General features: G+C 68.0%; 20 protein-coding genes and 1 pseudogene. 8 read left to right on the forward strand and 13 right to left on the reverse strand.

Annotated features, from left to right (window positions below):
* Positions 1 to 19: 19 nt before the first annotated feature.
* Positions 20 to 2,683, reverse strand: a complete 2,664-nt coding sequence (gene alaS, locus ASF58_RS10445; protein WP_055951269.1) for an alanine--tRNA ligase — start codon at positions 2,681 to 2,683, stop codon at positions 20 to 22.
* Positions 2,684 to 2,896: 213 nt separating this feature from the next.
* Here alaS and ASF58_RS10450 point away from each other — a divergent pair, with 213 nt between their 5' ends.
* From ASF58_RS10450 to ASF58_RS10460, 3 genes are all read left to right on the forward strand, one after another.
* A complete protein-coding gene (locus ASF58_RS10450) occupies positions 2,897 to 3,313 on the forward strand; it encodes an MAPEG family protein (protein WP_055951272.1) in 417 nt (138 codons plus the stop codon).
* A 123-nt stretch (positions 3,314 to 3,436) separates the two neighbouring features.
* Positions 3,437 to 4,726, forward strand: a complete 1,290-nt coding sequence (locus ASF58_RS10455) for a PQQ-dependent sugar dehydrogenase (protein WP_055951275.1) — start codon at positions 3,437 to 3,439, stop codon at positions 4,724 to 4,726.
* A gap of 2 nt (positions 4,727 to 4,728) precedes the next feature.
* Positions 4,729 to 5,124: a cytochrome c gene (locus tag ASF58_RS10460; RefSeq protein ID WP_156375629.1), complete on the forward strand. Its 396-nt coding sequence runs from the start codon at positions 4,729 to 4,731 to the stop codon at positions 5,122 to 5,124.
* 104 nt (positions 5,125 to 5,228) lie between these two features.
* On the opposite strand, the gene recA is transcribed toward ASF58_RS10460, so the two are convergent.
* Complete coding sequence (recA, locus tag ASF58_RS10465) at positions 5,229 to 6,320, reverse strand: recombinase RecA (protein ID WP_055951278.1); 1,092 nt, start codon at positions 6,318 to 6,320, stop codon at positions 5,229 to 5,231.
* Between the two features lie 372 nt (positions 6,321 to 6,692).
* Between recA and ASF58_RS27460 the strand changes: the two genes are divergently transcribed.
* From ASF58_RS27460 to ASF58_RS24900, 3 genes and pseudogenes are all read left to right on the forward strand, one after another.
* Positions 6,693 to 7,316 (forward strand): calcium-binding protein, encoded by a 624-nt coding sequence (locus ASF58_RS27460; protein ID WP_082512988.1) that lies wholly within the window; start codon positions 6,693 to 6,695, stop codon positions 7,314 to 7,316.
* Between the two features lie 172 nt (positions 7,317 to 7,488).
* Complete coding sequence (locus ASF58_RS25770) at positions 7,489 to 7,914, forward strand: hypothetical protein (protein ID WP_156375630.1); 426 nt, start codon at positions 7,489 to 7,491, stop codon at positions 7,912 to 7,914.
* 214 nt (positions 7,915 to 8,128) lie between these two features.
* Positions 8,129 to 8,680: pseudogene (locus ASF58_RS24900) on the forward strand (transposase).
* 6 nt (positions 8,681 to 8,686) lie between these two features.
* Here the strand turns inward: ASF58_RS24900 and ASF58_RS10480 are convergent.
* The 9 genes from ASF58_RS10480 to ASF58_RS27065 form a co-directional block, all read right to left on the reverse strand.
* Positions 8,687 to 11,365 (reverse strand): PAS domain-containing sensor histidine kinase, encoded by a 2,679-nt coding sequence (locus tag ASF58_RS10480; protein WP_055951287.1) that lies wholly within the window; start codon positions 11,363 to 11,365, stop codon positions 8,687 to 8,689.
* A 149-nt stretch (positions 11,366 to 11,514) separates the two neighbouring features.
* The gene (flhB, locus tag ASF58_RS10485) at positions 11,515 to 12,582 is read right to left on the reverse strand and encodes a flagellar biosynthesis protein FlhB (RefSeq protein ID WP_055951290.1); all 1,068 of its coding nucleotides are present in this window, start codon (positions 12,580 to 12,582) and stop codon (positions 11,515 to 11,517) included.
* A gap of 23 nt (positions 12,583 to 12,605) precedes the next feature.
* Positions 12,606 to 13,370 carry a flagellar biosynthetic protein FliR gene (gene fliR, locus ASF58_RS10490; protein ID WP_055951293.1) on the reverse strand — a complete coding sequence of 255 codons (765 nt, stop codon included), beginning with the start codon at positions 13,368 to 13,370 and terminating at the stop codon, positions 12,606 to 12,608.
* A gap of 18 nt (positions 13,371 to 13,388) precedes the next feature.
* Positions 13,389 to 13,655 (reverse strand): flagellar biosynthesis protein FliQ, encoded by a 267-nt coding sequence (gene fliQ, locus ASF58_RS10495; protein ID WP_055951296.1) that lies wholly within the window; start codon positions 13,653 to 13,655, stop codon positions 13,389 to 13,391.
* Positions 13,656 to 13,803: 148 nt separating this feature from the next.
* Positions 13,804 to 14,118 carry a flagellar hook-basal body complex protein FliE gene (gene fliE / locus ASF58_RS10500; RefSeq protein ID WP_055951298.1) on the reverse strand — a complete coding sequence of 105 codons (315 nt, stop codon included), beginning with the start codon at positions 14,116 to 14,118 and terminating at the stop codon, positions 13,804 to 13,806.
* Between the two features lie 31 nt (positions 14,119 to 14,149).
* Positions 14,150 to 14,560 carry a flagellar basal body rod protein FlgC gene (gene flgC / locus ASF58_RS10505; protein ID WP_055951301.1) on the reverse strand — a complete coding sequence of 137 codons (411 nt, stop codon included), beginning with the start codon at positions 14,558 to 14,560 and terminating at the stop codon, positions 14,150 to 14,152.
* A gap of 30 nt (positions 14,561 to 14,590) precedes the next feature.
* Positions 14,591 to 15,013 carry a flagellar basal body rod protein FlgB gene (flgB, locus tag ASF58_RS10510; protein ID WP_055951304.1) on the reverse strand — a complete coding sequence of 141 codons (423 nt, stop codon included), beginning with the start codon at positions 15,011 to 15,013 and terminating at the stop codon, positions 14,591 to 14,593.
* 337 nt (positions 15,014 to 15,350) lie between these two features.
* On the reverse strand, positions 15,351 to 15,827 hold the full coding sequence (locus ASF58_RS10515) for a nucleoside deaminase (protein ID WP_055951307.1): 477 nt from the start codon (positions 15,825 to 15,827) through the stop codon (positions 15,351 to 15,353).
* A gap of 375 nt (positions 15,828 to 16,202) precedes the next feature.
* Entirely contained in the window at positions 16,203 to 16,439 is a 237-nt protein-coding gene (locus ASF58_RS27065) for a hypothetical protein (protein WP_244477261.1), read from the reverse strand.
* 9 nt (positions 16,440 to 16,448) lie between these two features.
* Between ASF58_RS27065 and ASF58_RS10520 the strand changes: the two genes are divergently transcribed.
* Both ASF58_RS10520 and fliP read left to right on the forward strand, forming a co-directional pair.
* Entirely contained in the window at positions 16,449 to 17,630 is a 1,182-nt protein-coding gene (locus tag ASF58_RS10520; protein WP_244477262.1) for a hypothetical protein, read from the forward strand.
* A 138-nt stretch (positions 17,631 to 17,768) separates the two neighbouring features.
* A complete protein-coding gene (fliP, locus tag ASF58_RS10525) occupies positions 17,769 to 18,524 on the forward strand; it encodes a flagellar type III secretion system pore protein FliP (protein ID WP_055951313.1) in 756 nt (251 codons plus the stop codon).
* Positions 18,525 to 18,606: 82 nt separating this feature from the next.
* Here the strand turns inward: fliP and ASF58_RS24905 are convergent, their stop codons facing one another.
* Entirely contained in the window at positions 18,607 to 18,780 is a 174-nt protein-coding gene (locus ASF58_RS24905; RefSeq protein WP_082512989.1) for a DUF3606 domain-containing protein, read from the reverse strand.
* Between the two features lie 161 nt (positions 18,781 to 18,941).
* A complete protein-coding gene (locus ASF58_RS10530; RefSeq protein WP_055951316.1) occupies positions 18,942 to 22,334 on the reverse strand; it encodes a hypothetical protein in 3,393 nt (1,130 codons plus the stop codon).
* Positions 22,335 to 22,416: the final 82 nt, after the last annotated feature.

Here is a 22,416-nt window from a genome sequence, read left to right on the forward strand (position 1 = left end):
AGGGGCGGGCTCGTGAGAATCAGGCTGTGAGCGCGGCGCGAATCGCGTCGATGGCCGCCTGGGCCCCCGCGCCCTCGGGGCCGCCGGCCTGGGCCATGTCGCGGCGCCCGCCGCCGCCCTTCCCGCCGAGATGCCCCGCACCGGCCCGGACCAGGGCCACGGCGTCGTAGCGCTCCGTCAGGTCCGGGGTGACGCCGACCACGAGGCCGGCCTTGCCGTCGGGGGCGACGCCCACGATCGCGACGATGCCGGAGCCCAGGCGGGTCTTGCCCTCGTCGGCGAGGCTCTTGAGATCGCGCATCTCGACGCCCTCGACCACCCGGGCCATGACCTTCACGCCGGCGATCTCGGCGATGCCGTCGTCGCTGCCCGCGCCCGCGCCGCCCATGGCGATCTTCTTGCGCGCGTCGGTCAGGTCGCGCTCCAGCCGGCGGCGATCCTCGATCAGGGCCGCGAGGCGGTCCGGCACGTCCGCGGTGGCGGCTTTCAGCAGCCCGGCGATCTGGGCAAGCGTGCGGCTCTCGTCGGCGCGGTGGCGCCGCGCGGCGTCGGCGGTCAGGGCTTCGATGCGCCGCACGCCGGCACCGACCGCGCTCTCGGCCACCACCGAGACCTGGCCGATCTCGCCCGTGCGTCCGGCGTGGGTGCCGCCGCAGAGCTCCACCGAGAAGGCCTTGGAGCGCCCGCCCGCGCCCGCGACCGGCGCGCCCATGGAGACCACGCGGACCTCGTCGCCGTACTTCTCGCCGAACAGCGCGCGAGCGCCGGATTCGATCGCCTCGTCCACGGCCATCAGCTTGGTGACCACCGGCGTGTTCTGCAGCAACACGGCGTTGGCGATGTCCTCGACGGCGCGGATCTCGGCCTCGTCCATGGGCTTCGGGTGGCTGAAGTCGAAGCGCAGGCGATCGGGGGAGACGAGCGAGCCCTTCTGGGCGACGTGGTCGCCGAGCACCTGGCGCAGGGCCTCGTGCAGCAGGTGCGTCGCCGAGTGGTTGGCCCGGATCGCGGCGCGGCGGCCATGGTCGACGGCGAGCTCCACGGCCTGATTGAGCGACAGCGTGCCCTCGTCCACCGTGACGTGGTGGACGAAGAGCTCACCGAGCTTCTTCTCGGTGGCGGTGACCCGCGCCGTCAGGCCGGCCGCCGACAGGGTGCCGCTGTCGCCCACCTGTCCGCCGGACTCGCCGTAGAACGGGGTCTGGTTGACGAGGACGAGGCCGGTTTCCCCCGCCTTCAGGCTCTCGGTCTCGGCGCCGTCGCGCAGCAGGGCGGTGACGATGCCCTCGGCGCTCTCGGTCTCGTAGCCGAGGAACTCCGTGGCGCCGACGCGCTCCTTCAGGCCGTACCAGACCGTCTCGGTGGCGGCCTCGCCCGAGCCCGTCCAGGCGGCGCGGGCGGCCTTGCGCTGGCGCTCCATGGCCTGGCCGAAGGCGTCCGTGTCGACGCCGATGCCGCGCGCCTTCAGGGCGTCCTGGGTCAGGTCGAGGGGGAAGCCGTAGGTGTCGTAGAGGGTGAAGGCCGTCTCGCCCGAGAGGTTCTGGCCGCTGCTCAGGTCACGGCTCTCGGCGTCGAGGATCGCGAGGCCGCGCTCCAGGGTGCGGCGGAAGCGGGTCTCTTCCAGGCGCAGGGTCTCGCCGATGAGGCCCTCGGCGCGGGTCAATTCCGGATAGGCCTGGCCCATCTCGCGCAGGAGCGTCGGCACGAGGCGGTACATCATCGGCTCGCGCGAGCCGAGGAGCTCGGCGTGGCGCATGGCGCGGCGCATGATGCGGCGCAGGACGTAGCCGCGGCCCTCGTTGCCGGGCAGCACGCCGTCGGCCACGAGGAACGCGGCGGCGCGCAGGTGGTCGGCGATGACCCGGTAGGAGGCGACGTTGCCGGGCTCGGGCGGGCGACCGACCGCGTGGCTGACGGCGTCGATGAGGGCGCGGAACAGGTCGGTGTCGTAGTTGCTCTTCACCCCCTGGAGGATCGCCGCCATGCGCTCCAACCCCATGCCGGTGTCGATGGAGGGGCGCGGCAGGGCGAGGCGGTTGCCCGGCTCGACCTGCTCGTATTGCATGAACACGAGGTTCCAGAACTCGAGGAAGCGGTCGCCGTCCTCGTCGGGCGAACCGGGCGGGCCGCCCTGGAGCGTCGGGCCCTGGTCGATGAAGATCTCGGAGCACGGGCCGCAGGGGCCGGTATCGCCCATCTGCCAGAAATTGTCGGAGGTGCCGATGCGGATGATGCGGTCGTCCGAGAAGCCCGCGATCTTGCGCCAGAGATCGGCGGCCTCATCGTCGTCGGCATAGACCGTCACCAGCAGCCGGTCCTTCGACAGGCCGAACTCCTTGGTGATCAGGTTCCAGGCCAGCTCGATCGCCCGCGGCTTGAAGTAGTCGCCGAAGGAGAAGTTGCCCAGCATCTCGAAGAAGGTGTGGTGCCGGGCGGTGTAGCCGACATTGTCGAGATCGTTGTGCTTGCCGCCGGCGCGGACGCATTTCTGCGCCGTGGTGGCCCGGTCGTAGGGCCGCTTCTCGACGCCCGTGAAGACGTTCTTGAACTGCACCATGCCGGCATTGGTGAACATCAGCGTCGGGTCGTTGCGCGGGACGAGCGACGAGGACGGCACCACTTCATGGCCCGCTGCCGCGAAGTAGTCGAGGAAGGTCGACCGGATCTCGTTGACGCCGCTCATCGCATCACAACTCTGTCGTAGGGTGCCGCCGGAGGCGGACGCGCCGGGCTGTCGGTCGCGCACGCATGCCGCGCGCGGAGCGCCCCGCCAGTTCGGAGCGTCCCGCGCTGGCGCACTCATAAGGAGCGTTCCGGCGCAAGTCACGGTCGTTTCGCTTTTGCGCACGGTCGAGCTAGGAACGCATCCCGCCCCTTCCCAACACGGACACCCGCGATGCCGGTCGAAATACGCCTTCTTGCCTGGTCCTGCCTGCTCGGTCTGGTCCACATCATCGCCGCCTCCGCCAGCGGCGTGCAGCAGCGGGGCGGCTTCGGCTGGGCCTCCGGCAACCGCGAGGGGCCGACGCCCACGGTGACGGGCGCCGCGAGCCGGCTCGAGAAGGCGTCGAAGAATTTCCTCGAGACCTTTCCGATCTTCGCCGCCCTCGTTCTCGCCTGCGTGGCGACGGGCCGGCACAACACCGCGGTGGTCCTCGGCGCCTACCTCTACTTCTTCGCCCGGCTGGTCTACCTGCCCGTCTACGGCTTCGGCATCCCGAAGGTCCGCTCCCTGGTCTGGCTGGTCTCGATCGTCGGCATCCTGTTCGTGCTCTGGGGCCTGTTCATCAAGCTCCTGCCCTACACGCCCTGAGGATCTTCGCGCCGGCGCGCCGCGAACCCCGGCCTTCGCCCTCCCCTTGCCGGCGCGCCCGGCAGGCGCATATCGTCGGGGCTCAACCGCCCCGATCATGCGGGCGGACTTCGGGAGACATCCATGCGATCGGTCCTCACCGCAACGCTGCTCGCCGGCTGCGCCGCGCTGGCGTTCACCGCCGGCGCCCTCGCGCAGGGGGCAGCCCCCGCCGAGACCAAGGCCAAGGCCGACGCCCTCGAGAAGCTCACGGGGATGCAGAGCACCGGCACCGCGGAAGCGCCGGAGATCCCGCAGACCGGCCGGCGCGCCGATGCCCTCCGCAAGACCCTGTCCAAGATCAAGCTGCCCGAGGGCTTCAAGATCGACCTCTACGCCGTGGTGCCGGATGCCCGCTCGATCGCGGTCGGGCCCAATGCCGGCGTGCTCTTCGTCGGGACGCGCAAGAGCAAGGTCTACACGGTCACGGACCGCGACAAGGATCGCGTGGCCGACGAGGTTCGCGCCTTCGCGGCCGGCATCGATTTCAAGATTCCCAACGGCGTCTGCTTCTCGAAGGACGGCGTCCTGACCATCGTCGAGCAGAACCGGGTCCTGTCCTTCCCGGCGGCGGAATTCTTCTACGAGAGCCCCGACGTCGCGGCCGGCGTGCTGGTGAAGCAGGGCGACCTGATCCCGGCCGCCGAGGAGAGCTACAATCACACCGCCCGGATGTGCCGGGTCGGGCCCGACGGCAAGACCTACATCTCCCTCGGCCAGCCCTATAACGTGCCCCCGGCGGCCAAGCGCGACCTCTACGCCAAGGCCGGCATCGGCGGCATCATCCGCATGGATGCCGACGGCAAGAACCGCGAGGTCTACGCCACCGGGATCCGCAACTCGGTGGGCATGGACTTCAACCCCGCCGACAAGGCGCTGTGGTTCACCGACAATCAGGTCGACGGCATGGGCGACGACATCCCGCCCGGCGAGCTGAATCGCATCGCCAAGGCCGGCGAGAACTTCGGCTTCCCGTGGTTCGGCGGCGGCCATGTCCGCACCGTCGAGTACAAGGACGAGACGCCGCCGAAGGACGTGGTGTTCCCGCAGGCCGAACTGCCGCCCCACGCGGCCGATCTCGGCATGACCTTCTACAACGGGCGCATGTTCCCCGACACCTACAAGGGCGGCATCTTCACCGCCGAGCACGGCTCCTGGAACCGGACCCAGCCGCTCGGGGCCCGGATCATGTTCGTGCCCGTCGACAAGGATGGAAAGGCCGGCGCCCCGAAGCCCTTCGCGGAGGGTTGGCTGACGCAGGACGGCGAGTATCTCGGCCGCCCGACCGATGTCGCGGTCCTCCTGGATGGCTCGCTCCTCGTCGCCGACGACACGGCGGGCGCGATCTACCGCATCTCCTACGAGGCCAAGTAGCCATGAAGCCCAGTAGCGCGCGGCCCAGCAGCCTGTGGTCGAGGAGCGTGCAGCCGGTCTCCCGAACGGCCCGGCCTGCCCGGGCGGTTCTCCTCGGCGTCCTCCCGATCCTTCTCCTGCCCACGGGGGCGTGGGCGGGGGACGCCAAGGCCGGCCGCAAGGCGGCGGTCGCCTGCCAGACCTGCCACGGCCTCGACGGAGTCTCGAAGCTTCCGGAGGCTCCGAACCTGTCGGGACAGGTCGAGCCCTACCTCGTGAAGGCTCTGACGGAATACCGGGACGGCACGCGGCGCAACGAGATCATGAACGTCGTGGCCAAGCCCCTCAGCGACAGCGAAATCGCGGATCTGGCAGCCTACTACGCGGCCATCCAGGTCGACGTTCTGCCTCCGGGCTGAATCGAGATGTCCTGAACGAAAAAGGCCGCCGGGCGACGTGCCCGGCGGCCTTTCCCTGGTTCGGAGCGCCGCGCGACCCGGTCCCGGGCGCGCGAGCGAACCCCTCAGGCCTCACCCTCGTCGAGCTCATCCTCGGTCGGCTTGGCGTTCTCGAGGATCTTCTCGGCCACGAGGCCGGAATTCTGGCGGATCGAGGCCTCGATCTTGTTCGCGATCTCCGGGTTGTCGCGCAGGAAGCCCTTCGAATTCTCGCGGCCCTGGCCCAGGCGCTGGCTGGCATAGGAGAACCAAGCGCCGGACTTCTCGACGATGCCGGCCTTGACGCCGAGGTCGATGAGCTCGCCGACCTTGGAGACGCCCTCGCCGAACATGATGTCGAACTCGACCTGCTTGAACGGCGGCGCGACCTTGTTCTTCACGACCTTGACGCGGACCTGGTTGCCGATGGCCTCGTCGCGATCCTTCAGGGTCGAGACGCGGCGGATGTCGAGGCGCACGGAGGCGTAGAACTTCAGCGCGTTGCCGCCGGTGGTGGTCTCCGGGCTGCCGTACATCACGCCGATCTTCATGCGGATCTGGTTGATGAAGATGACCATGCACTTCGAGCGCGAGATCGAGCCGGTCAGCTTACGCAGGGCCTGGCTCATCAGGCGGGCCTGAAGGCCGGGCTGCGAATCGCCCATCTCGCCCTCGATCTCGGCGCGCGGCGTCAGGGCCGCCACCGAATCGACCACCAGCACGTCGATGGCACCCGAGCGCACCAGGGTGTCGGTGATCTCCAGGGCCTGCTCGCCCGTGTCGGGCTGCGAGATCAGGAGATCGTCGAGCTGCACGCCGAGCTTGCGCGCGTAGACCGGGTCGAGGGCATGCTCGGCGTCGACGAAGGCGCAGACGCCGCCCTTCTTCTGGGCCTCGGCGATGGTGTGCAGGGCGAGCGTGGTCTTGCCCGAGGATTCCGGACCGTAGATCTCGATCACGCGGCCGCGGGGCAGGCCGCCGACGCCGAGGGCGATGTCGAGGCCGAGCGACCCGGTGGAGACGACCTCCACCTCCTGGACCTTGTCGTTCTTGCCCAGGCGCATGATCGAGCCTTTGCCGAAGGCCCGCTCGATCTGCGACAGCGCGGCGTCGATCGCCTTCGCCTTGTCCTTGTCCACCATCGGGGATTCCACAACTTTCAGCGCGGGCTGGGCCATTCGTCGGCATCCTTATGCATGGGGGCGGTGCAAGGCTCAATGCGCCTCGGTTGCCGATTGTGTACCTGTTTTGTTCTCATCGGGCAAGGTGCCAGGGCGAAGATTTGCGGGCGCGGCTCGGGAATCGTCGCCTCCTGGACCCTTCATCCCGATGCGCGCGCGCACCTCGTGACAAGGTGTTTAACACACCATAATGTTGCATTATCAAATAATACAACCTATTGTAGACAAGTCGAGCCTGAGAGAGATTCGACGCGTTTGGTGCTTGCGCCGCGCTGGTTACGATCTCTTCAAGTTACGATCTATGCACGAAAAATAACTCACCCGAGGCGCTGAGTATCAGGCGTCAATTCGAATAAAAGGTGAAACAAAATGGGCGTTTATAAAGGTGATGACAACGATAACACGTTTGATCTGAGAGGAGTACCTCTTGGTCCCGGCCAGACTGGAAATTCTGTCAATCTTTATGGCGGAAACGACACCTTCTATGGAAGTTCATATACCGACATCGTCTCTGGCGGAACTGGCGACGACCTTCTTTATGGACTCAACGGAAACGATATCCTGATCGGGGATGACGGCACCGATCGGCTCTACGACGGCAACGGCACCGACAACCTCACTGGTGGTGCTGGCAACGACTACCTCAATGGCGGCGCCGGTAATGATGTCATGTACGGCGGCACGGGAGACGACGCCTATCTCCACTTCGCCAATACCGGTATCGACATCGTCAATGACGATAAGAATGAAGCGGCCTCAAACGGATTTGGTGGCGGAGCAGATACGGTTTACCTGGGATTCAATCTCAACGAGATTCAATATTATCGTCCAGCCGGCACCAATAACCTTGCATTCGGAACCACCGCCGACCTTGCGGACGGCACTTTGAACGACGGCGTCATCGTGCAGGATTTTTATTTAGGCGGAAACAATCGCGTCGAGTACCTTGAGACCGCCGATGGGTATACAGTAGACCTGTCTTTCATTGTTTAGCGGAGCCGCCGCTCGCTTCCGTCGGGAACAGAGTCTAAATCAGTTCGGTAACAGATTTTGCCTTTGTCTTTCAGGTTTGCCTCAGATCGGCTGAGCTTGGACGAGCTCTTCGCCGAAGATTGAATAGTTTGGCATATTGCCTGCCCTGATCCATCCTCTCAGGAGTAAGGTCATGATTTCCAGCGTCAATCCAAGCCTTGGACAGATCTACAACCTCGCAGAGATGGCTCCGACAATCACCAAGATGTCGGAAAATCAACGCAAGGCACGCGATGCGGAGTTGAACCCGCCACCGCCCCCGGCTCCTGGGAGCGTCGTGGCGGACAATGATCCGTCGAACCAATATGCGACTCTGGAAAAAAACGGCCGTGTCGTTGCGACTGTGTATAAAAGCGGTCTTATTTCGACGCCAAATGAGGTCCAGCTTCCGAGTGACCTTGCCAACGACGGACACGGAACGTCGTTAGCCGACGCTCGGCTGAAGCAGATGTTGGACATGTATGGCGGTGAAATCAAATACACGCAGGATGCCATGATGCAGGCCGCCTCGAAGACGGCCTCCACGCTGTTCTCCGCTCACCTCGCAGGCCAGAAGTAAGACCATTCAAAAACCGCATCAGAGGCAATTCATCTGATCGCCGATAACGATTGAAAAGAAAGCAGTGAGCTGCTTTCGAAAGATCGATTGCGTCTGTCCTCTGTTTTGTGCCAGCATAGCCTATCCGCGGAGCGACGAGCATGGCGAGGGCCTGTCGTCACCTGAGCGGATGGCTTGCGCGTGCGTTTTCTCCCTCTCTGTGTTGGGCGCGTCGATGTCGAGTGACACGCGAGGGGCCGAACGGGAGCCCTTGGTTGAGGCCTGCCGGCCGAGCGCCAAGACACCACCGCAGGATCGACGCCGCACCCTCTCGGCGATCCTCCGGCTGCGGCCGAACGAGACGCTCAGGAAGCGCTGGGCCGCTCATGGGGGGCTATGGCACCAAGGCCTGCGTGATCGCCGATGGCCGAGGGCGTTCCATCGCCTTCCGGTCGGCCCCCGGTCAGGACCATGAACGACCCCACGCCGTCCCTTGCTCGACCAACCGCCGGGCGTGCCCCGTTGGGTGGTGGGCGACCTCGGCTTCACCAGCCAGGCCGTCCGCAAGGACATCTGGGACATCGGCGTGCGACCCGAGATTTCGCCTCAGCGCCATGAGGCACCCGTGGCTTGCCCGGATTGGATCGACAACAACCGCCACCACGTCGAACGGCTCTGGGCCCGTCTGAAAGAATGGCGTGCCATCGCCTCGCGCTACGGGAAGACCGCCGTCAGCGTCATGGGCGTCCTCTGCCTCGCAGCCGCCCTCGACGGGCTCAAGCGATGACAAACCCTAGCGGGCGATGGTCTCCTTCACCGTCTCGACGAGCTGCTTCAGGCTGAAGGGCTTGGGCAGGAAGTTGAAATCCTCGCCGTCGGGCAGGTTCTTGCGGAAGGCGTCCTCGGCGTAGCCCGAGACGAAGATGACCTTGAGGTCGGGGGATTGCTTGCGCAGCTCGCGCAGCAGGGTCGGCCCGTCCATCTCGGGCATCACCACGTCGGAGACGACGAGGTCGATGGTCTCGGTGGTCTCGGCGATGATCCGCAGGGCATCGAGGCCCGAGGCCGCTTCGAGCACGGTGTAGCCGCGGGCCGACAGGGCGCGGCTGTTGACGGCGCGCACCGGGTCCTCGTCTTCCACCAGCAGGATCACGCCCTGGCCGGTATGGTCCGGTGCCGGCTTGCGGGGGGCGGGCTTCTCGCCCTCCGCTCGCGACCGGTCCGGGGCCCCCTTGAGCCGCGTGGCGGCGATGGCGGCGGTCGACTGCGCCGTCGCGGGCGGCAATGCGAGCTCCGGCTCGGGCGCAGGCTCGGCCGTCGGCACGTGGCGCGGGAAGTAGATCCGGAAGGCGGTGCCCTCCCCGACCGTGGAGCGCACGTCGATGGTGCCGCCGCTCTGCTTGACGATGCCGAACACCGTCGAGAGGCCGAGGCCCGTGCCCTTGCCGATCTCCTTGGTGGTGAAGAACGGCTCGAAGATCTTTTCCATGACGTCGGGCGGGATGCCCTGTCCGGTGTCCAGGACCTCGATCAGCACGTGGTCGCCGACCGGCATCCCGAGGCGGTTCTCGCTCGGAACCGCCTCGTCGACGACGTTGGCGGTGCGGATCAGCAGGCGGCCGCCCTCCGGCATCGCGTCGCGCGCGTTCACCGCGAGGTTCACGATCACCTGCTCGAACTGGTTCACGTCGGCCTTGATCGGCCAGATGTCGCGCCCGTGCTTCAGGTCGAGGTCCACCCGCTCGCCGAGCAGGCGCTTGAGCAGGAGCGTCAGGTCCGACAGGGCCTCGCCGACGCTCATCACCTCCGGGCGCAGGGTCTGGCGCCGCGAGAAGGCGAGCAGCTGGCGCACCAGGCTCGCGGCCCGGTTCGCGTTCTGCTTGATCTGCATGATGTCCTGGAAGGCCGGATCGGTCGGCCGATGGCTGGCCAGGAGCAGGTCCGAGTAGCCGATGATCGCCTGGAGCACGTTGTTGAAATCGTGGGCGATGCCGCCGGCGAGCTGGCCCACCGTGTCCATCTTCTGCGCCTGCGCCACCTGCTGCTCGAGCTGTCGCTGGGCGGTGGTGTCGAGGGCGTAGAGGATGACCCGCTCGCGATCGCTCTGCTCGGCCTCGTCCCCCCGGCCGCCGGTGGGCTCGCCGCCCGCCGGGCTCAGCCAGACGCGGGCCGACCGGTTGCCGGGACCCGAGAGCGCGATCTCGATGGGCTGCACTTCGACGAGGCCGGCGGCGGCCTTGCCCAGGGCCGCCTCGAGGCCGGCGCGATCGCGCTCGGCGATCGCATCCCACATGGTGGGCTCGCCCTGGAGGTCGTTGCGCCCGTCGGGCAGGGCCTGCCGCGGCAGCCCGCCGAACAGCCGGGCGAACGAGGCGTTGGCCCGGGCGATGTGGCCGCTCTGGTCGAGGGTCGCGATGGCGATGGGGCTGTTGTTCAGGAAGCGCGCGAGCCGCACCTCGGCGACGCGCTGCGGCTCGTCGCTCTCGGCCCCGGCCGAGCGGTTGAGCACGAAGGTGCGCGACGGGCCGGGCCGTCCGTCCTGGCCGAAGGCGACCCGGTGGTACAGGCGCGCCGGCAGCGGATGGCCGTTGCGGCGGCGCAGGTCGAGGTCGAAGCGATCGGTCCGGACCTCGCCCGGCAGGCCCTCCGAGGCGGTCAGGACGTCGGCACCGGGGGCGATCTCGGGCAGGCGCAATCCGCCGGAGCCGACCGTCGCCAGGTCGTAGCCGAGCCAGGCCGCCAGGGTCGCGTTCATGTAGACGATCGCGCCGGTCGGATCGATCGAGAGGAAGCCGGCGGGAGCGTGGTCGAGATAGTCGATCGCGTGCTGGAGTTCCTGGAAGACGTTCTCCTGGCGCTCGCGCTCGTGGGTGATGTCGCTCACCGTCCAGAGGGTTGCGGGGCGGCGCGGCCGCTCGATTGGGCGCACGCTGATGCGGAACCAGGCGAAGGCGCGCTCGGCCGCGCTGCCCGGAGGCGGCGCCATCCGGATCTCCTCGGCATGCCCGAGGCCGTCGCGGGAGGCTTGGGCGAGGCGATAGACCGCCTCCGACACCTCCGGCGAGCCGACGAAGACCCGCTCCACCGGGCGCAGGCTGGCGAAGGTCTCGCCGCCGGCGATGCGCAGGTACGATTCGTTGGCGTAGATCAGGCGCCCGCCCTCCTCGACCACGATCGCGCCCTCGGGCGCGGCGTCTACGATGGCCTTGGTGATGTCGTCCCGCGTGGTCTGTCCGGCGAACTGGATCGCCCCGATGGCGAGGGCGAAGAGGCAGAACACGCCCGCCATGGCGAGGAGCGCCAGCAGCCCGAGGATCAGCGGCTGCGCCTGCTCGCTCGCGACGAACGACAGGCCCACGGCGGCGCCGACGAGCAGGCCTGCCAGCACGAGAAGCAGCCCGACGCGCCCGGGCCGCTCGGAGCGATCGATCGCGTTCGACGCGGGCTTCCCGTGTCCGCTGAACTCAACCATCCGCCGCCGACCCACCCCTGAAGCCCATCCGGTTAGCGCCTCGCTTTCGCTCGCAGCAAGGGCAAACCGGCGTATGTTGCCGAGAATTCTCACGAAAGAGGGTGCATAAAGCGTGGCGAGCGCAAGCGCCAATCGTCACGCGCGCCTCCTCAGGCGGCCCGCCGGCGCAGGCGCATCACGTAGCCGATGACTTCGGCCACGGCGCGGTAATGCTCCGCCGGGATTTCCGCGTCGATCTCCACGGTGGCGTGGAGGGCCCGCGCCAGGGGCGGGTTCTCGAGGATCGGGACGTCGTGGTCCTTGGCCACCGCACGGATCTTGAGCGCGAGCGAGTCGACGCCCTTGGCCACGCAGACGGGGGCCGTCATGCCGGCCTCGTAGCGCAGGGCGACCGCGTAGTGCGTCGGGTTGGTGACGATCACGGTGGCGGTGGGTACGGCGGCCATCATGCGCTTCTTCACGCGCTGGGCGCGGATCTGCTTCATGCGGCCCTTCACCTCGGGACTGCCCTCGCTCTCCTTGTGCTCCTGCTTCATCTCTTCCTTCGACATGCGCAGGCGCTGGCGCCAGCGGAAGCGCTGGTAGACGGCGTCGCCCAGCGCGATGGCGATGAACACCGCGAGCATGCCCGCCATCATCTTCAGGGCGAGCGTCAGGATCGCGGCCAGGACGGCACTCGGGTCGAGGCGGGCGAACACCTCCATCCGGTCGCGCTCGCCCCACAGGATGGTGCCGGCCACGACCCCGACCATGCCGAGCTTGGCCAGTCCCTTCACGAACTGGAACAGGGCCTCCATCCCGAAGACGCGCTTGACGCCGGCCATCGGCGAGACCCGGTCCCATTTCGGGCCGAGCGCTTCCGTGCTGAAGACGAACGGATGCTGGATGAGACCGGCGGCCAAGCCCGCGACCAGGACGAGACCTACTGGTATACAGAGGGCCTGGGCGCAGATGATCAGCGTGCGCACCCCCATCTCGGAATAGGCCGCCGGGTCGGCAGGGACCGCAGAGGCATTCATCAGGAAGCCGCGCAGGCTCGCCACCAGGTCCTTGGCGATCATGCCCGAGGCCATCAGCAGCGCCATGGTGAAGGCGGCCAGGATGAAGAAGGTGTTGATCTCGGGGCTGTTCGGGACGTTGCCCTGCTCGATCGCCTTCTCGATCCGCCGCGGAGTCGGGTCTTCTGTCTTGTCTTCGGGATCGGAATCGTCCGCCACGGCTCAGAACTCCGCGCGGGGGCTCAGCGCCCGGCGAGGTCCGCCAGGTAGCGCCCGATATCGTCGAGGAAGACGCCCATCATCACGCCGAGGCTCCCCAGGAGCAGCAGCATGCCGATCACCACCGAGGCCGGCACGGCCACGAAGAACACCTGCATCTGCGGCATCAGGCGCGCCAGCACGCCGAGCCCCACGTTGAACAGGATCCCGAAGGCGATGAACGGGGCCGAGATCTGGACGCCGAGGGAGAAGCCGCGCGCGATCGCCTTCAACGCGAGGCTCGCCGCCTCGCCCATGCCCGGGACGCCATCCGGCGGGAGCAGGACATAGCTGCGCCCGATCGCGTCGAGGGCGACGTGGTGCAGGTCGGTCGCCACGATCAGGGTGACGCCGAGAAGCGCCAGGAAGTTGCCGATCGCCGTCTGCTGCCCGCCCTGCGTCGGATCCACGGTCATGGCGTAGGACAGCCCGAGCTGCTGCGAGATGATCATGCCGGCGGTCTGAAGCGCGGCGAGAACCATCCGCACCGTCAGGCCGAGCACCAGACCGACCAGCAGCTCGCCGATGAGCAGCGCGATCAGGCCCGGCCCCGCGATGGCCCCGCCCTGCATCGGCAGGAGTGGCCGCACCGTGGGAAACAAGATCAGGGAGAGCAGCAGCGCGAAGGCGAGGCGCAGCCGCGGCGAGACCAATTGTTCGCCCACGCCCGGCATCAGCATCACCAGGGTGCCGATGCGCGCGAAGGTGAGAAGAAAGGCCGCCGCGATGCCCGGCAGGAGGAGGTTCATGCCCTGTCATAGCAGGCTTCAGCCGCCGGACACGATGCGGGCCGCGATCCGAGCCATGTAGCTGCCGAGGGCATCGCCCATGAAGGGCAGCATCAAGAGGAGCGTCGCGAACACCGCCACGATCTTGGGCACGTAGATCAGGGTCTGCTCCTGGATCTGTGTCAGGGCCTGGAACAGAGAGACCACGAGGCCCACCACGAGGGCGACCAGCATGATCGGCCCCGCCACCTTGAGGAAGACGAAGATGCCGTCGCGGGCGACGTCGATGATGGCGAGACCGGTCATGGATGGGGTGTCATCTCGCGTCTGGGCGGAAGGCTTGGGTGGGCGCAGACAATTTTCGGGAAAGCGGAATTCTTGCGGACGGGGAAGGCGTCGGAGCGCGGAAGGAAGGTCTCGGACAGCGGTTCCGGGATCAGTGATCCGCAACCGCTCAGATCTGCATCCGCATGATTTCCTCGTAGGCCGAGATCACCCGGTCGCGGACGGCGACGAGGGTCTGGAGGGCGGTCTCGCTCTCGGCCACCGCCGTCACCACGTCGACGACGTTCGCCTTGCCGCCCGCGACGGCGAGCGCCTGGCTGTCGGCCTTGCGTCCCGCCTCGCCGACGTTGTCCAGGGTGGAAGTCAGGAGCGATGTGAAGTTCGACCCCGACGCGCCGGTAGCCGGTGCGATCTTCGGAGGACCCTTGGCGCCGATGTTCTGGATCGCCGCGTAGGCGCCGGCGGCGAAGGCGTTGCTGGTCATAACGGCGGACTTTCAGGCGGCGGAACGGCGGTCAGGCCTTGAGGATCTCGAGGGTCTTGGCGACCATGCGGCGGGTGGCGGTGACCATGTTGAGGTTGGCCTCGTAGGAGCGCTGGGCCTCGCGCATGTCCATGTTCTCGATCAGGCCGTTGACGTTGGGCATCGCCACCTCCCCCCTGGCGTTGGCGCTCGGATTGCCCGGGTCGTACTTGGTCCGGAAAGGCGAGGTATCGCGGCGCACCCGCCCTGCTTCGATCAGCGACGCGCCGGTCTCGCGGTCGACCTGCTGGGTGAAGGTTGGGATCTTGCGGCGGTAGGGCTGGCCGCCCACGGTGGTCGGCGCGGAATCCGCGTTGGCGATGTTCTCGGCGATGATCCGCATCCGGCTCGACTGTGCCTTCAGGCCCGAGGCGGCGGTGGTGAGGGATTTGAGGAAGTCCATGGCGCGCTCCGTGAGTCGTTGAAGGGCCGCTCAGCGCTTGCCGATGGCGATTTTGATGGTGTCGAGGCTCTTCTGGTAGAGCGACGCGGCCATCTGATAATCCGCCTGGTTGTCGCCGGCCTTCATCATCTCCTCCTCGAGATTGACGCCGTTTCCGCTGGGACGGATCTCGAACCCCTTCACGCGACGCGGATCGGCTCCGGGGCCGTCCGGGCCTCCACCGAAGGCGATGTGGGACACGTTGGTCACCGCGAGGCTGCTGCTCGTCGTGGCACCCTGCGGCTGCGACAGGACGGGACCGGACCGTCCGAGGTCGGGGCTGGCGAGGTCCCGCGGCTTGAAGCCGGGCAGGTCGGCATTCGCCACGTTCTCGGCCAGCAGCTTCTGGCGCGTCTGGTGCCACTGCATCCGCGTGCGCAGCATGCCGAGAATGGGCAGGTCGGTGACGGACATGGGCTGGACCCTCCCCTCACCCGGAAGAATCTGCCCGGTGGGACCGGCAAAATCTGCCGCCCCCATGGTTAACACCCGGTTAAATCCCGGGTGTTCCCATTCAAATAGGGACGTCCCTCAGGGAGTCCTCTGCGTCGGTGGCTTCGCCTGTGGGCACTCAGGAGGCGGTGGCCCACTCGGGTTGAGGGGAGCGCACGCGGCGAGCGCGGCGGCAGAACTGGCATCCTCGCTGGGATGGCGAAGGGCGCCTTGGCTCCAGAGAACGCCGAGGGTGATGGCGGCGGCCAGGAACAGGCCGGCGGCGAGGAAGGGGATCCAACGCGGAACGGTCATCGCCTCATCCCTTCTCGGACGCACCTTGCCGGTCGCGCCAGAGCACATAGGGATGGTCCTCCACCTCCACGGGGTGGTGCTCCACGCGCATCGGTTGGTCGCCCAGGGGCTGGCAGAGTTCGGCGTAGATGCCGGCGCCGAGGAGTCCGTGCCGCTCGCCCTCCTCCGCGCTGTAGGCGAAATAGGCCTGCTTGATGCCGGCCAAGCGCATGGCCGCATGGCACATCGGGCAGGGACGACCGCTGGCGTAGACGATGCAGCCGTCGAGCTTCGAGCGCCCGAGGAGACGGCTCACCTCCCGGATCGCCACCATCTCCGCGTGGTCGGTGGGATCCTGGGTGATCGCGATGGTGTTGACCGCCCGCGACAGCACTTCGCCATCGCGTACGATCACGGCGCCGTAGGGGCGCCCGCCCCGGAGAACGTTGTCACGCGCCAACGCGACCGCGTCGCGCAAATGCGCTTGATGCTGGTCTTCCACGGATGCCACCTCGAAACACCTCCGGCTGTGCCGCTCATCCAACGCGCCAGGAGCGGTGGTAGGTCCCGTTTCGAGACGAGCCTCAGAGGTGCGCTTGATGGACCGCTAACGGCAGAGGGGCACTGTCACTCCAGGCCGCGTTGCGTATCGGCTTCGCCGTGGAGACACGGCACGCCCCGCCGCTCCGTGATCGGATCGGGCGGCGGGGCGTCCTCACGAGCCGCAAGTCCTGCCTGGAGCTGGCGAAATTCGCTTGGCCAAAGGAGCTGTTAACGAAGTTTTAACGTTATTGCCCGTGCTGGCGCCGGACATGATACTGGTTTTTCCAGTGTTGCGTCGGGCCACGAGCCCCAAAAGCGAGAGACCCCGGTCTTGTCATCGTTCTTCAGCTCGGATGGCTCGTTTCCCCTCCAGTTCGCCATCATCTTCGTCGTCATCTTCCTCATTCTCGCGGCCGGCGTCTTCCTGGTCCGGCGGCTCGGCGGAAAGGGATCGCCCCTCTCCAGCAAGAATTCTCCCCGCGGCCGCCAGCCGCGCCTCGGCATCGTCGACATCTACGAACTCGACCGTCAGCGGCAGCTGATCCTGCTGCGGCGCGACAACGTCGAGCACCTGCTTCTCGTGGGCGGCCCCAACGACGTCGTGATCGAGCGCAACATCCTGCGCGGTATGAGCGCCCGGATGGCGTCCGACGAGGCCGCGTTCGACGAGGCGCCCGAGCCGGTGCTGAATACGATGCCGGAGCCGCCGGTGCCCCAGCAGGGTCCGGTCCCCAGCCTGGCGCCGGCCGCCCCACCCGTTGCCCCCTATCGTGAGCCAGCCTTCGAGATGGCGGTGCCACCGCACCGCGCGGATTACGAGGCGGCCCCGCCGCTGGGTGATCGCTCGCGTGCGTCGGCCCCGGAGGCCATGCCGGACGTCTCGGTACCGGAGCCGGCCGCGCCGCGACAGCGCGACTCCCAGCTTGCCCGCGTCATGCGCCGGACGCCGCCCTCCCTGGCGAATTTTGTCCCGGCGGCGATCGCGGACCGCGTCGGCCTGCCGGATCGTGGATCCGAATCCGAAGCAGGTCGTGAGGTGCCCGCGGAGCCGGTCGCCGCGCCGGCACCTCCCGTCTCGGCACCTCCCGTCTCGGCACCTCCCGTCTCGGCACCTCCCGTCTCGGCACCTGCAGCCCGCGGCGTCGATGCCGCGATCCTCTCGGACATGGCACGGCAGTTGGAGGAGGCTCTGCGCAGGCCGGCGGCCGCAGTCCGTCCCGCCATGCCGATTCAGCCTCCTGTGGCCGAGACTGGTATGCCTGCAATGCGCGAAGGCGGGCCTGACGCATCAGAGGCGCGCCCCGCACCCCAGCCGGAGGTGAGCCGGGTCCCGCTCCCGGGGGCGCCCGCCATCGATCCGATCGCCGCCGCGATGGCAGCCACCGCCGAGACACCGATATCGAACGAGCGGACAACCGTTGAACCGCAGCCTGCGGTCGACGACGCGCTCTTTGCCGATCGTATCGAGGAGCCGGAGCCCGAGGCTGCGCCGTTGGAATCGCCGTCTTCGCCTGCGCCTGCGCCGATCGAGCCCGACCCGGTGATGCACGCGGCGGTCGCCGATTCGCCGAAGGCCGAAGACACCGCTTCCCCGGCGGTGATCGTAGCGCCACCCTCGCCAGCGCCGATCACACCGCCGCCCCCTCCTGCGCCTGTGCCTGCCCCCGCAAAGGCGCCGGCCAGTCCCAATCCCTTTTCCGTCGAAGAAATCGAAGCGGAGTTCGCGCGGCTGCTTGGGCGGCCCCTCGATCGCAAGCAGTAGCCAGGTCCCGGGAGCCATCTCGGACCCGCGCTCGTCCGTAGCGGTGGAGATCGCGTGGGTCCGATCGGGGATGCGGGCTGGGGCGCCAATGCTATGAGGGGCGCGCGGCCGCGTTGCGCCGCGTCGTCCGGAACCGGTATGACCGAACCCCGCTCCTTCCCTTCGAGACGCTTGCGCCTGCCGATCCTGATCGGTTTGGGGCTGGCCGGTGCCGCGACGGCGGTGCAGGCCCAGAGCCTGTCGGTCGATCTCGGCACCGGCGGGGTGACCGAACGGGCTCTCCAGCTCGTTGCGCTCCTCACCGTTCTCGCACTGGCGCCCTCGGTGCTGGTGATGGCCACGTCCTTCACCCGGATCGTCGTGGTTTTGTCGATTCTGCGCTCGGCGCTCGGGACCCAGAGCGCCCCGCCGAACGCGGTCGTCACCAGCCTCGCACTGTTTCTGACCGCCTTCGTGATGGCACCCGTCGGGCGCGAGGCCTATCGGACTGGCATCGAGCCGCTGATCGCCGGGCAGATCACGCAAAGTGTCGCCTTCGAGCGCGCCTCGGCGCCCTTCAAGACCTTCATGCTGAAGAACGTCCGCGAGAAAGATCTGAAGCTCTTCCTGGATATGGCGAAGGCACCCGTTCCGGCCGGTCCCGAAGCCGTGGGCCTCGAAGTGGTGACGCCGGCCTTCATGATCTCTGAATTGCGCCGTGCCTTCGAGATCGGTTTCCTGCTGTTCATCCCCTTCTTGATCATCGACCTCGTCGTCGCCTCGATCCTCATGGCCGTCGGCATGATGATGGTGCCGCCAGCAACCGTGGCGTTGCCGTTCAAGCTGATCTTCTTCGTCCTCGTCGACGGTTGGACCCTGGTGGCGGGCTCGTTGGTGCAGAGCTACGGGACCTGACACACCGCCTGTGCTCGTGAACGCCCATGAAAAAGGGCGCCCGAGAGCGCCCTTCCGTGTCGTCAGATGCCGGTTCGAGCGATTAGCGCTCCAGGTAGCTCTTCAGTGTCGAGATGCGATTGCCAACGAGGCGCACGGCACGCTTCAGGCGATCTTCCGACACACCGAGACGCGTGGCCATCGCGCTGCGCTGCTGCGTGTCGAAGATGTCGAGGTGGGTCTTTCCGGTGTTGGTATCGAGCGGTTCCGTGAGCATGGGAAGGCCTCTGCTGTGCCGGGCTGGAACGTAAGCCGCACGGGTGATTGGGATTGGAGGCAGAACGTCGCCCAGGCGCGTTTGTTGCGCCCAAACCAGCAGAATTCGGCGAATCGCTTCAGGCTTTTACGCCGCATGGCCGGTGGGTCGCTGGTCGGCGCTCAACCGGGCGGAGTCGCACTCGCCGAGGCGTCGGCCCGCGCATCCGTCTCGCGCTTGCCGGGTGCGGGCACGGCACTCTCGGGATAGCGCTTGCGGTATTCCGAGAGGAACGCCTGAAGCGTCTCGGCACTCGTGGCCTTCTGTGCGATCTCGCGGAAGCCAGCGGTGCGGACGGCGTTGGCCTGGGCGAGGAGGGCGAAGGTGCGGGCATCCACGCTCTCGGCCATGGGACCCGCGAATTTCGCGCGCAGGCGCTCGAGACCGAGGGTCTCGCCGGCGAGTCCGTAGGCGATCGCCGCGCGCAGGATATCCGTGCGGGCGGCGTCGTCCAGGGCCACGCGGCGGCGCCAGGCATCGCCGACCAGCGCCTCGTGCGCCTCCCCGGCTTCGCGCCAGCGCCGGCCGGTCCAGAGGATGTCCGCCCTGAGACGGTCGGCATCCGGCCCCGTCTCGCCCGCAATGGTCTCAAGAGCGAGGTCGGTGCGGGACAGATCAGACAGGGCCCGCGCCCGTAGCAGCGCCCGCGCCCGGCGCAGATCCTCGGGGAGTTCCGGGAGATAGGTGGCGTCCAAGGTCTGCAGAGCCTGCAGCGGCTTCTCGTCCATAAGCCGGATGGCGGCGAGCCGCGCCGCCGTGCCTGCGCGGCTGGGCCCGGTGAGGCGATGGTCGACCTGATGCTGCAGAAGCTCGCCCGCAGAATCGAGGAGGTCCAACTCCACGAGGCGATCCGACAGCCGGCGGACGATCTCATCGCCGCGGCGGCCCAGCGGAGCGAACTCCTTGAAATCGAAATACAGCGCCAGCGCCTCGACCCCGGACAGCTTTGAGCTGCGCTCGCCGAGGTAGAGATCCTCGAAGAGGGCCTGGGCCATGTCGTGCACCTCGCGCACCAACGGCGAATCCGTGCCGATGGAATCGGCGCGGCGGGCCGTCATCATCGCTTGGCGCCAGCGTCCTGCTTCGACGTAGAGCTTGGCCAGGGCCGAGAAGGTCCGAGGCTCGAGGTCGCCGCCGTGCCAGGACAGCGCCAGCAACTCCAGGCGCTCGATGGAATCCGCCACCGTGATCTTGCCGGCCGCGTGTCCCAGCACGGTGGCCCTCAGGCGAGCCGAGGCGGCCACCCCCGCCTCTCCGCTCTCGCTGAGACGCTGATAGGCATCGAGGGCGGCCACGGTCTGGCCAGTGACCTCGTCGATCCGGGCGCGCAGCAACGCAAGACGTTCCTGGGTCGGGCGGTCCGCCGCGCGCGCGGCCGCAACGATCTGGCGGTTGGCCCCATCCCAGTCTCCGGTCTCGACCGCAGCCTCGGCGGCCGCGGTCCGCAGGAGGGCCTGGAGATCGTCGGGGTACCGGTCGAGCACGCTCGCGGTGGCCCGGAACGAGGTATCCGCGGCGCCCCAGCGGCCTTCGAGGGCTTCGAGATAGCCCTGCCACAGCCGCGCCTCGGGATCGTTCCTCAGGATCTCGACGGCCAGACCCGAGCGCATGTCGAACGTGCGCCCGATCAGGGCGTTTCCAATCACGGTGAGCATGGGGATGTCGCGCTGGCCGGCCAGGACGGGATCGTCGCCGAAGGCGGTCTTGAGCACACCGAGGCCTTCCAGGGAGAGCCGATTGGCGAGCATCGTGCGCGCCAGGACCATCCGGAGCGGTCCACGCGCGGCGCGCGGGGCCTCCGCGGCCGCCTGAAGCTGGTCGCGGATCAACTCGCGGGTGTCGCCGCGCTGCGAGGCCTCCCAGGGGCCCCGGTCCACGGCGAGGTCGCTGAGGGTCGCCAGGGGCGCATCGGCGGGCCGCGCGACGCCAGAGACGGCCATGCCGCTTTCTCGACTGATCGCGACCCCGTCGAGGTCCGGCCGCACGAGGAGGTCGTCCGCCTGCGCCAGGACTGCGACCCCCTGCCGGCTCGGTAGCAACTCGAAGTCGACGAAGACCTGACGCTTCGGAATCCCTGCTGGTTTCGGACCCCGGCCCGTAACCACGGCGATGCGCTCCCCGTCGAGGCTGAGCCAGGAGGAGACCCCCGGGTTCGGAAGGCGCACGCCGACACTGATCCGCCCGGCCGCATCCGTGACACGAATCGCCGAGAGAGCGTCGCTCGCCGACAGGTTCTCGCCGGCCACCAATTCCCACCCGGTCGGAGCCCCGGCAGGGCCAATGGGCACGAGGTCCAGCAGCCGGTCGCGCGGAACGGGAAAGCGAAGGGTCACGATCCGACCGGTTCGCGTCGGCGAACCGAGTGGGGCGAGCATGGGATCGCCGGTCGGGACGACGACCGGCTCCGTGGTCTCAAAGATCAGATTGGCGATGCCCGCGCGCTCGAACAAGGCGGCGGGCGGCAGGGTCTGGAATGGGAACGCGAGGCCTGGTCCACTCGGGCGCTGAACCACTGCGGGGGGGGGCGTTGCTGGCGTAGATCCGGACGTCTCCGCGGTCTGCCCCGGCGACCGCTGCGGTGCCTTCTCGGGTTTGGCCTCCGCTGCCCTGCCCCCCGTTGTGTTCGTCTCGGCCGTTTTGGCCTCACCGACGGGCTCAGCGCCCTCCCCCGCCTTTGCAGCCTGCGCGGTGGGCTTCGTCTTTTCGGCGGCCTTACGGACCACGTCGATCGTTGCGCCGTCCTCGTCGCTGAAGCTACGGATCTCGTAGCCGTCTGCGGGGGTGACGAGCAGGCGGGCGCCGGTCTCGTCCCCCTCGACCGCCAAGCTCTCGATGGACGGTTTCAAGCGCCCCCGGGTGGCGAGTTCGTCGATCCGCCAAGCCCCCGGAATCATCAGGCGTGTGGCCGGGCCGACCGCCTCGAAGCGCGGTGCGGCAGACGCCGGTGCGCGCAGGCTCAGGCGGGTGAGCGTCGGAAGGTGAGCCAGTTCGAGGCGCAGGGTCCTTGGCTCGGCAGGGGGGCGTGCCGCCCGCAGGGCCGCCTCGGCGGCCTGGGTCCGCCGGAACAGGTCAGCCACGACCTCCGGCGGCAGGGCCGGCGGCAGACCGCTCCAGTCCTGCGGCAGAAGATCGATGAAGACCTTCTCTCCTGCCTCCTGGACGTTCACGCGATAGGGGCGTTGCAGCGCAAGCCGTAGGCCCAGGCCGTCGGGATCGCGCCGCACGGCTGAGACGAAGTCCGGCATCTCGGCGGCGACCCGCTCAGGGCCGGCGCTCGCTTTCTCCGAGAAACCGAGGACGAGCACGGACCCGGATGTCCGCGCTCTGACCGAAACCGGGCCATCGAAAGTCAGCACGAGCCGACCGTAGCGTTCGATCTGCGCGCCCTTGATCGCCGTGAGGCGTGCGGCGGTCGCGTCCGTCCCTCCGCAGAGGGTCGCGACCACCATCGAGATCGCGGCGAGGCCGGCCCGAAGCCGGCGCCGTCGTGTCGCGATACCGGCATCGAGAGCCATCGCAGGATACGCCAAACCCATGGGGCGAAGCGGCTCGCAGCCGAGCCGATCCGCCTTACGCCGCACTATCCGGTCACTCTCG

The sequence above is a fragment of the Methylobacterium sp. Leaf125 genome, from assembly GCF_001423085.1.
Lineage (GTDB): Bacteria > Pseudomonadota > Alphaproteobacteria > Rhizobiales > Beijerinckiaceae > Methylobacterium.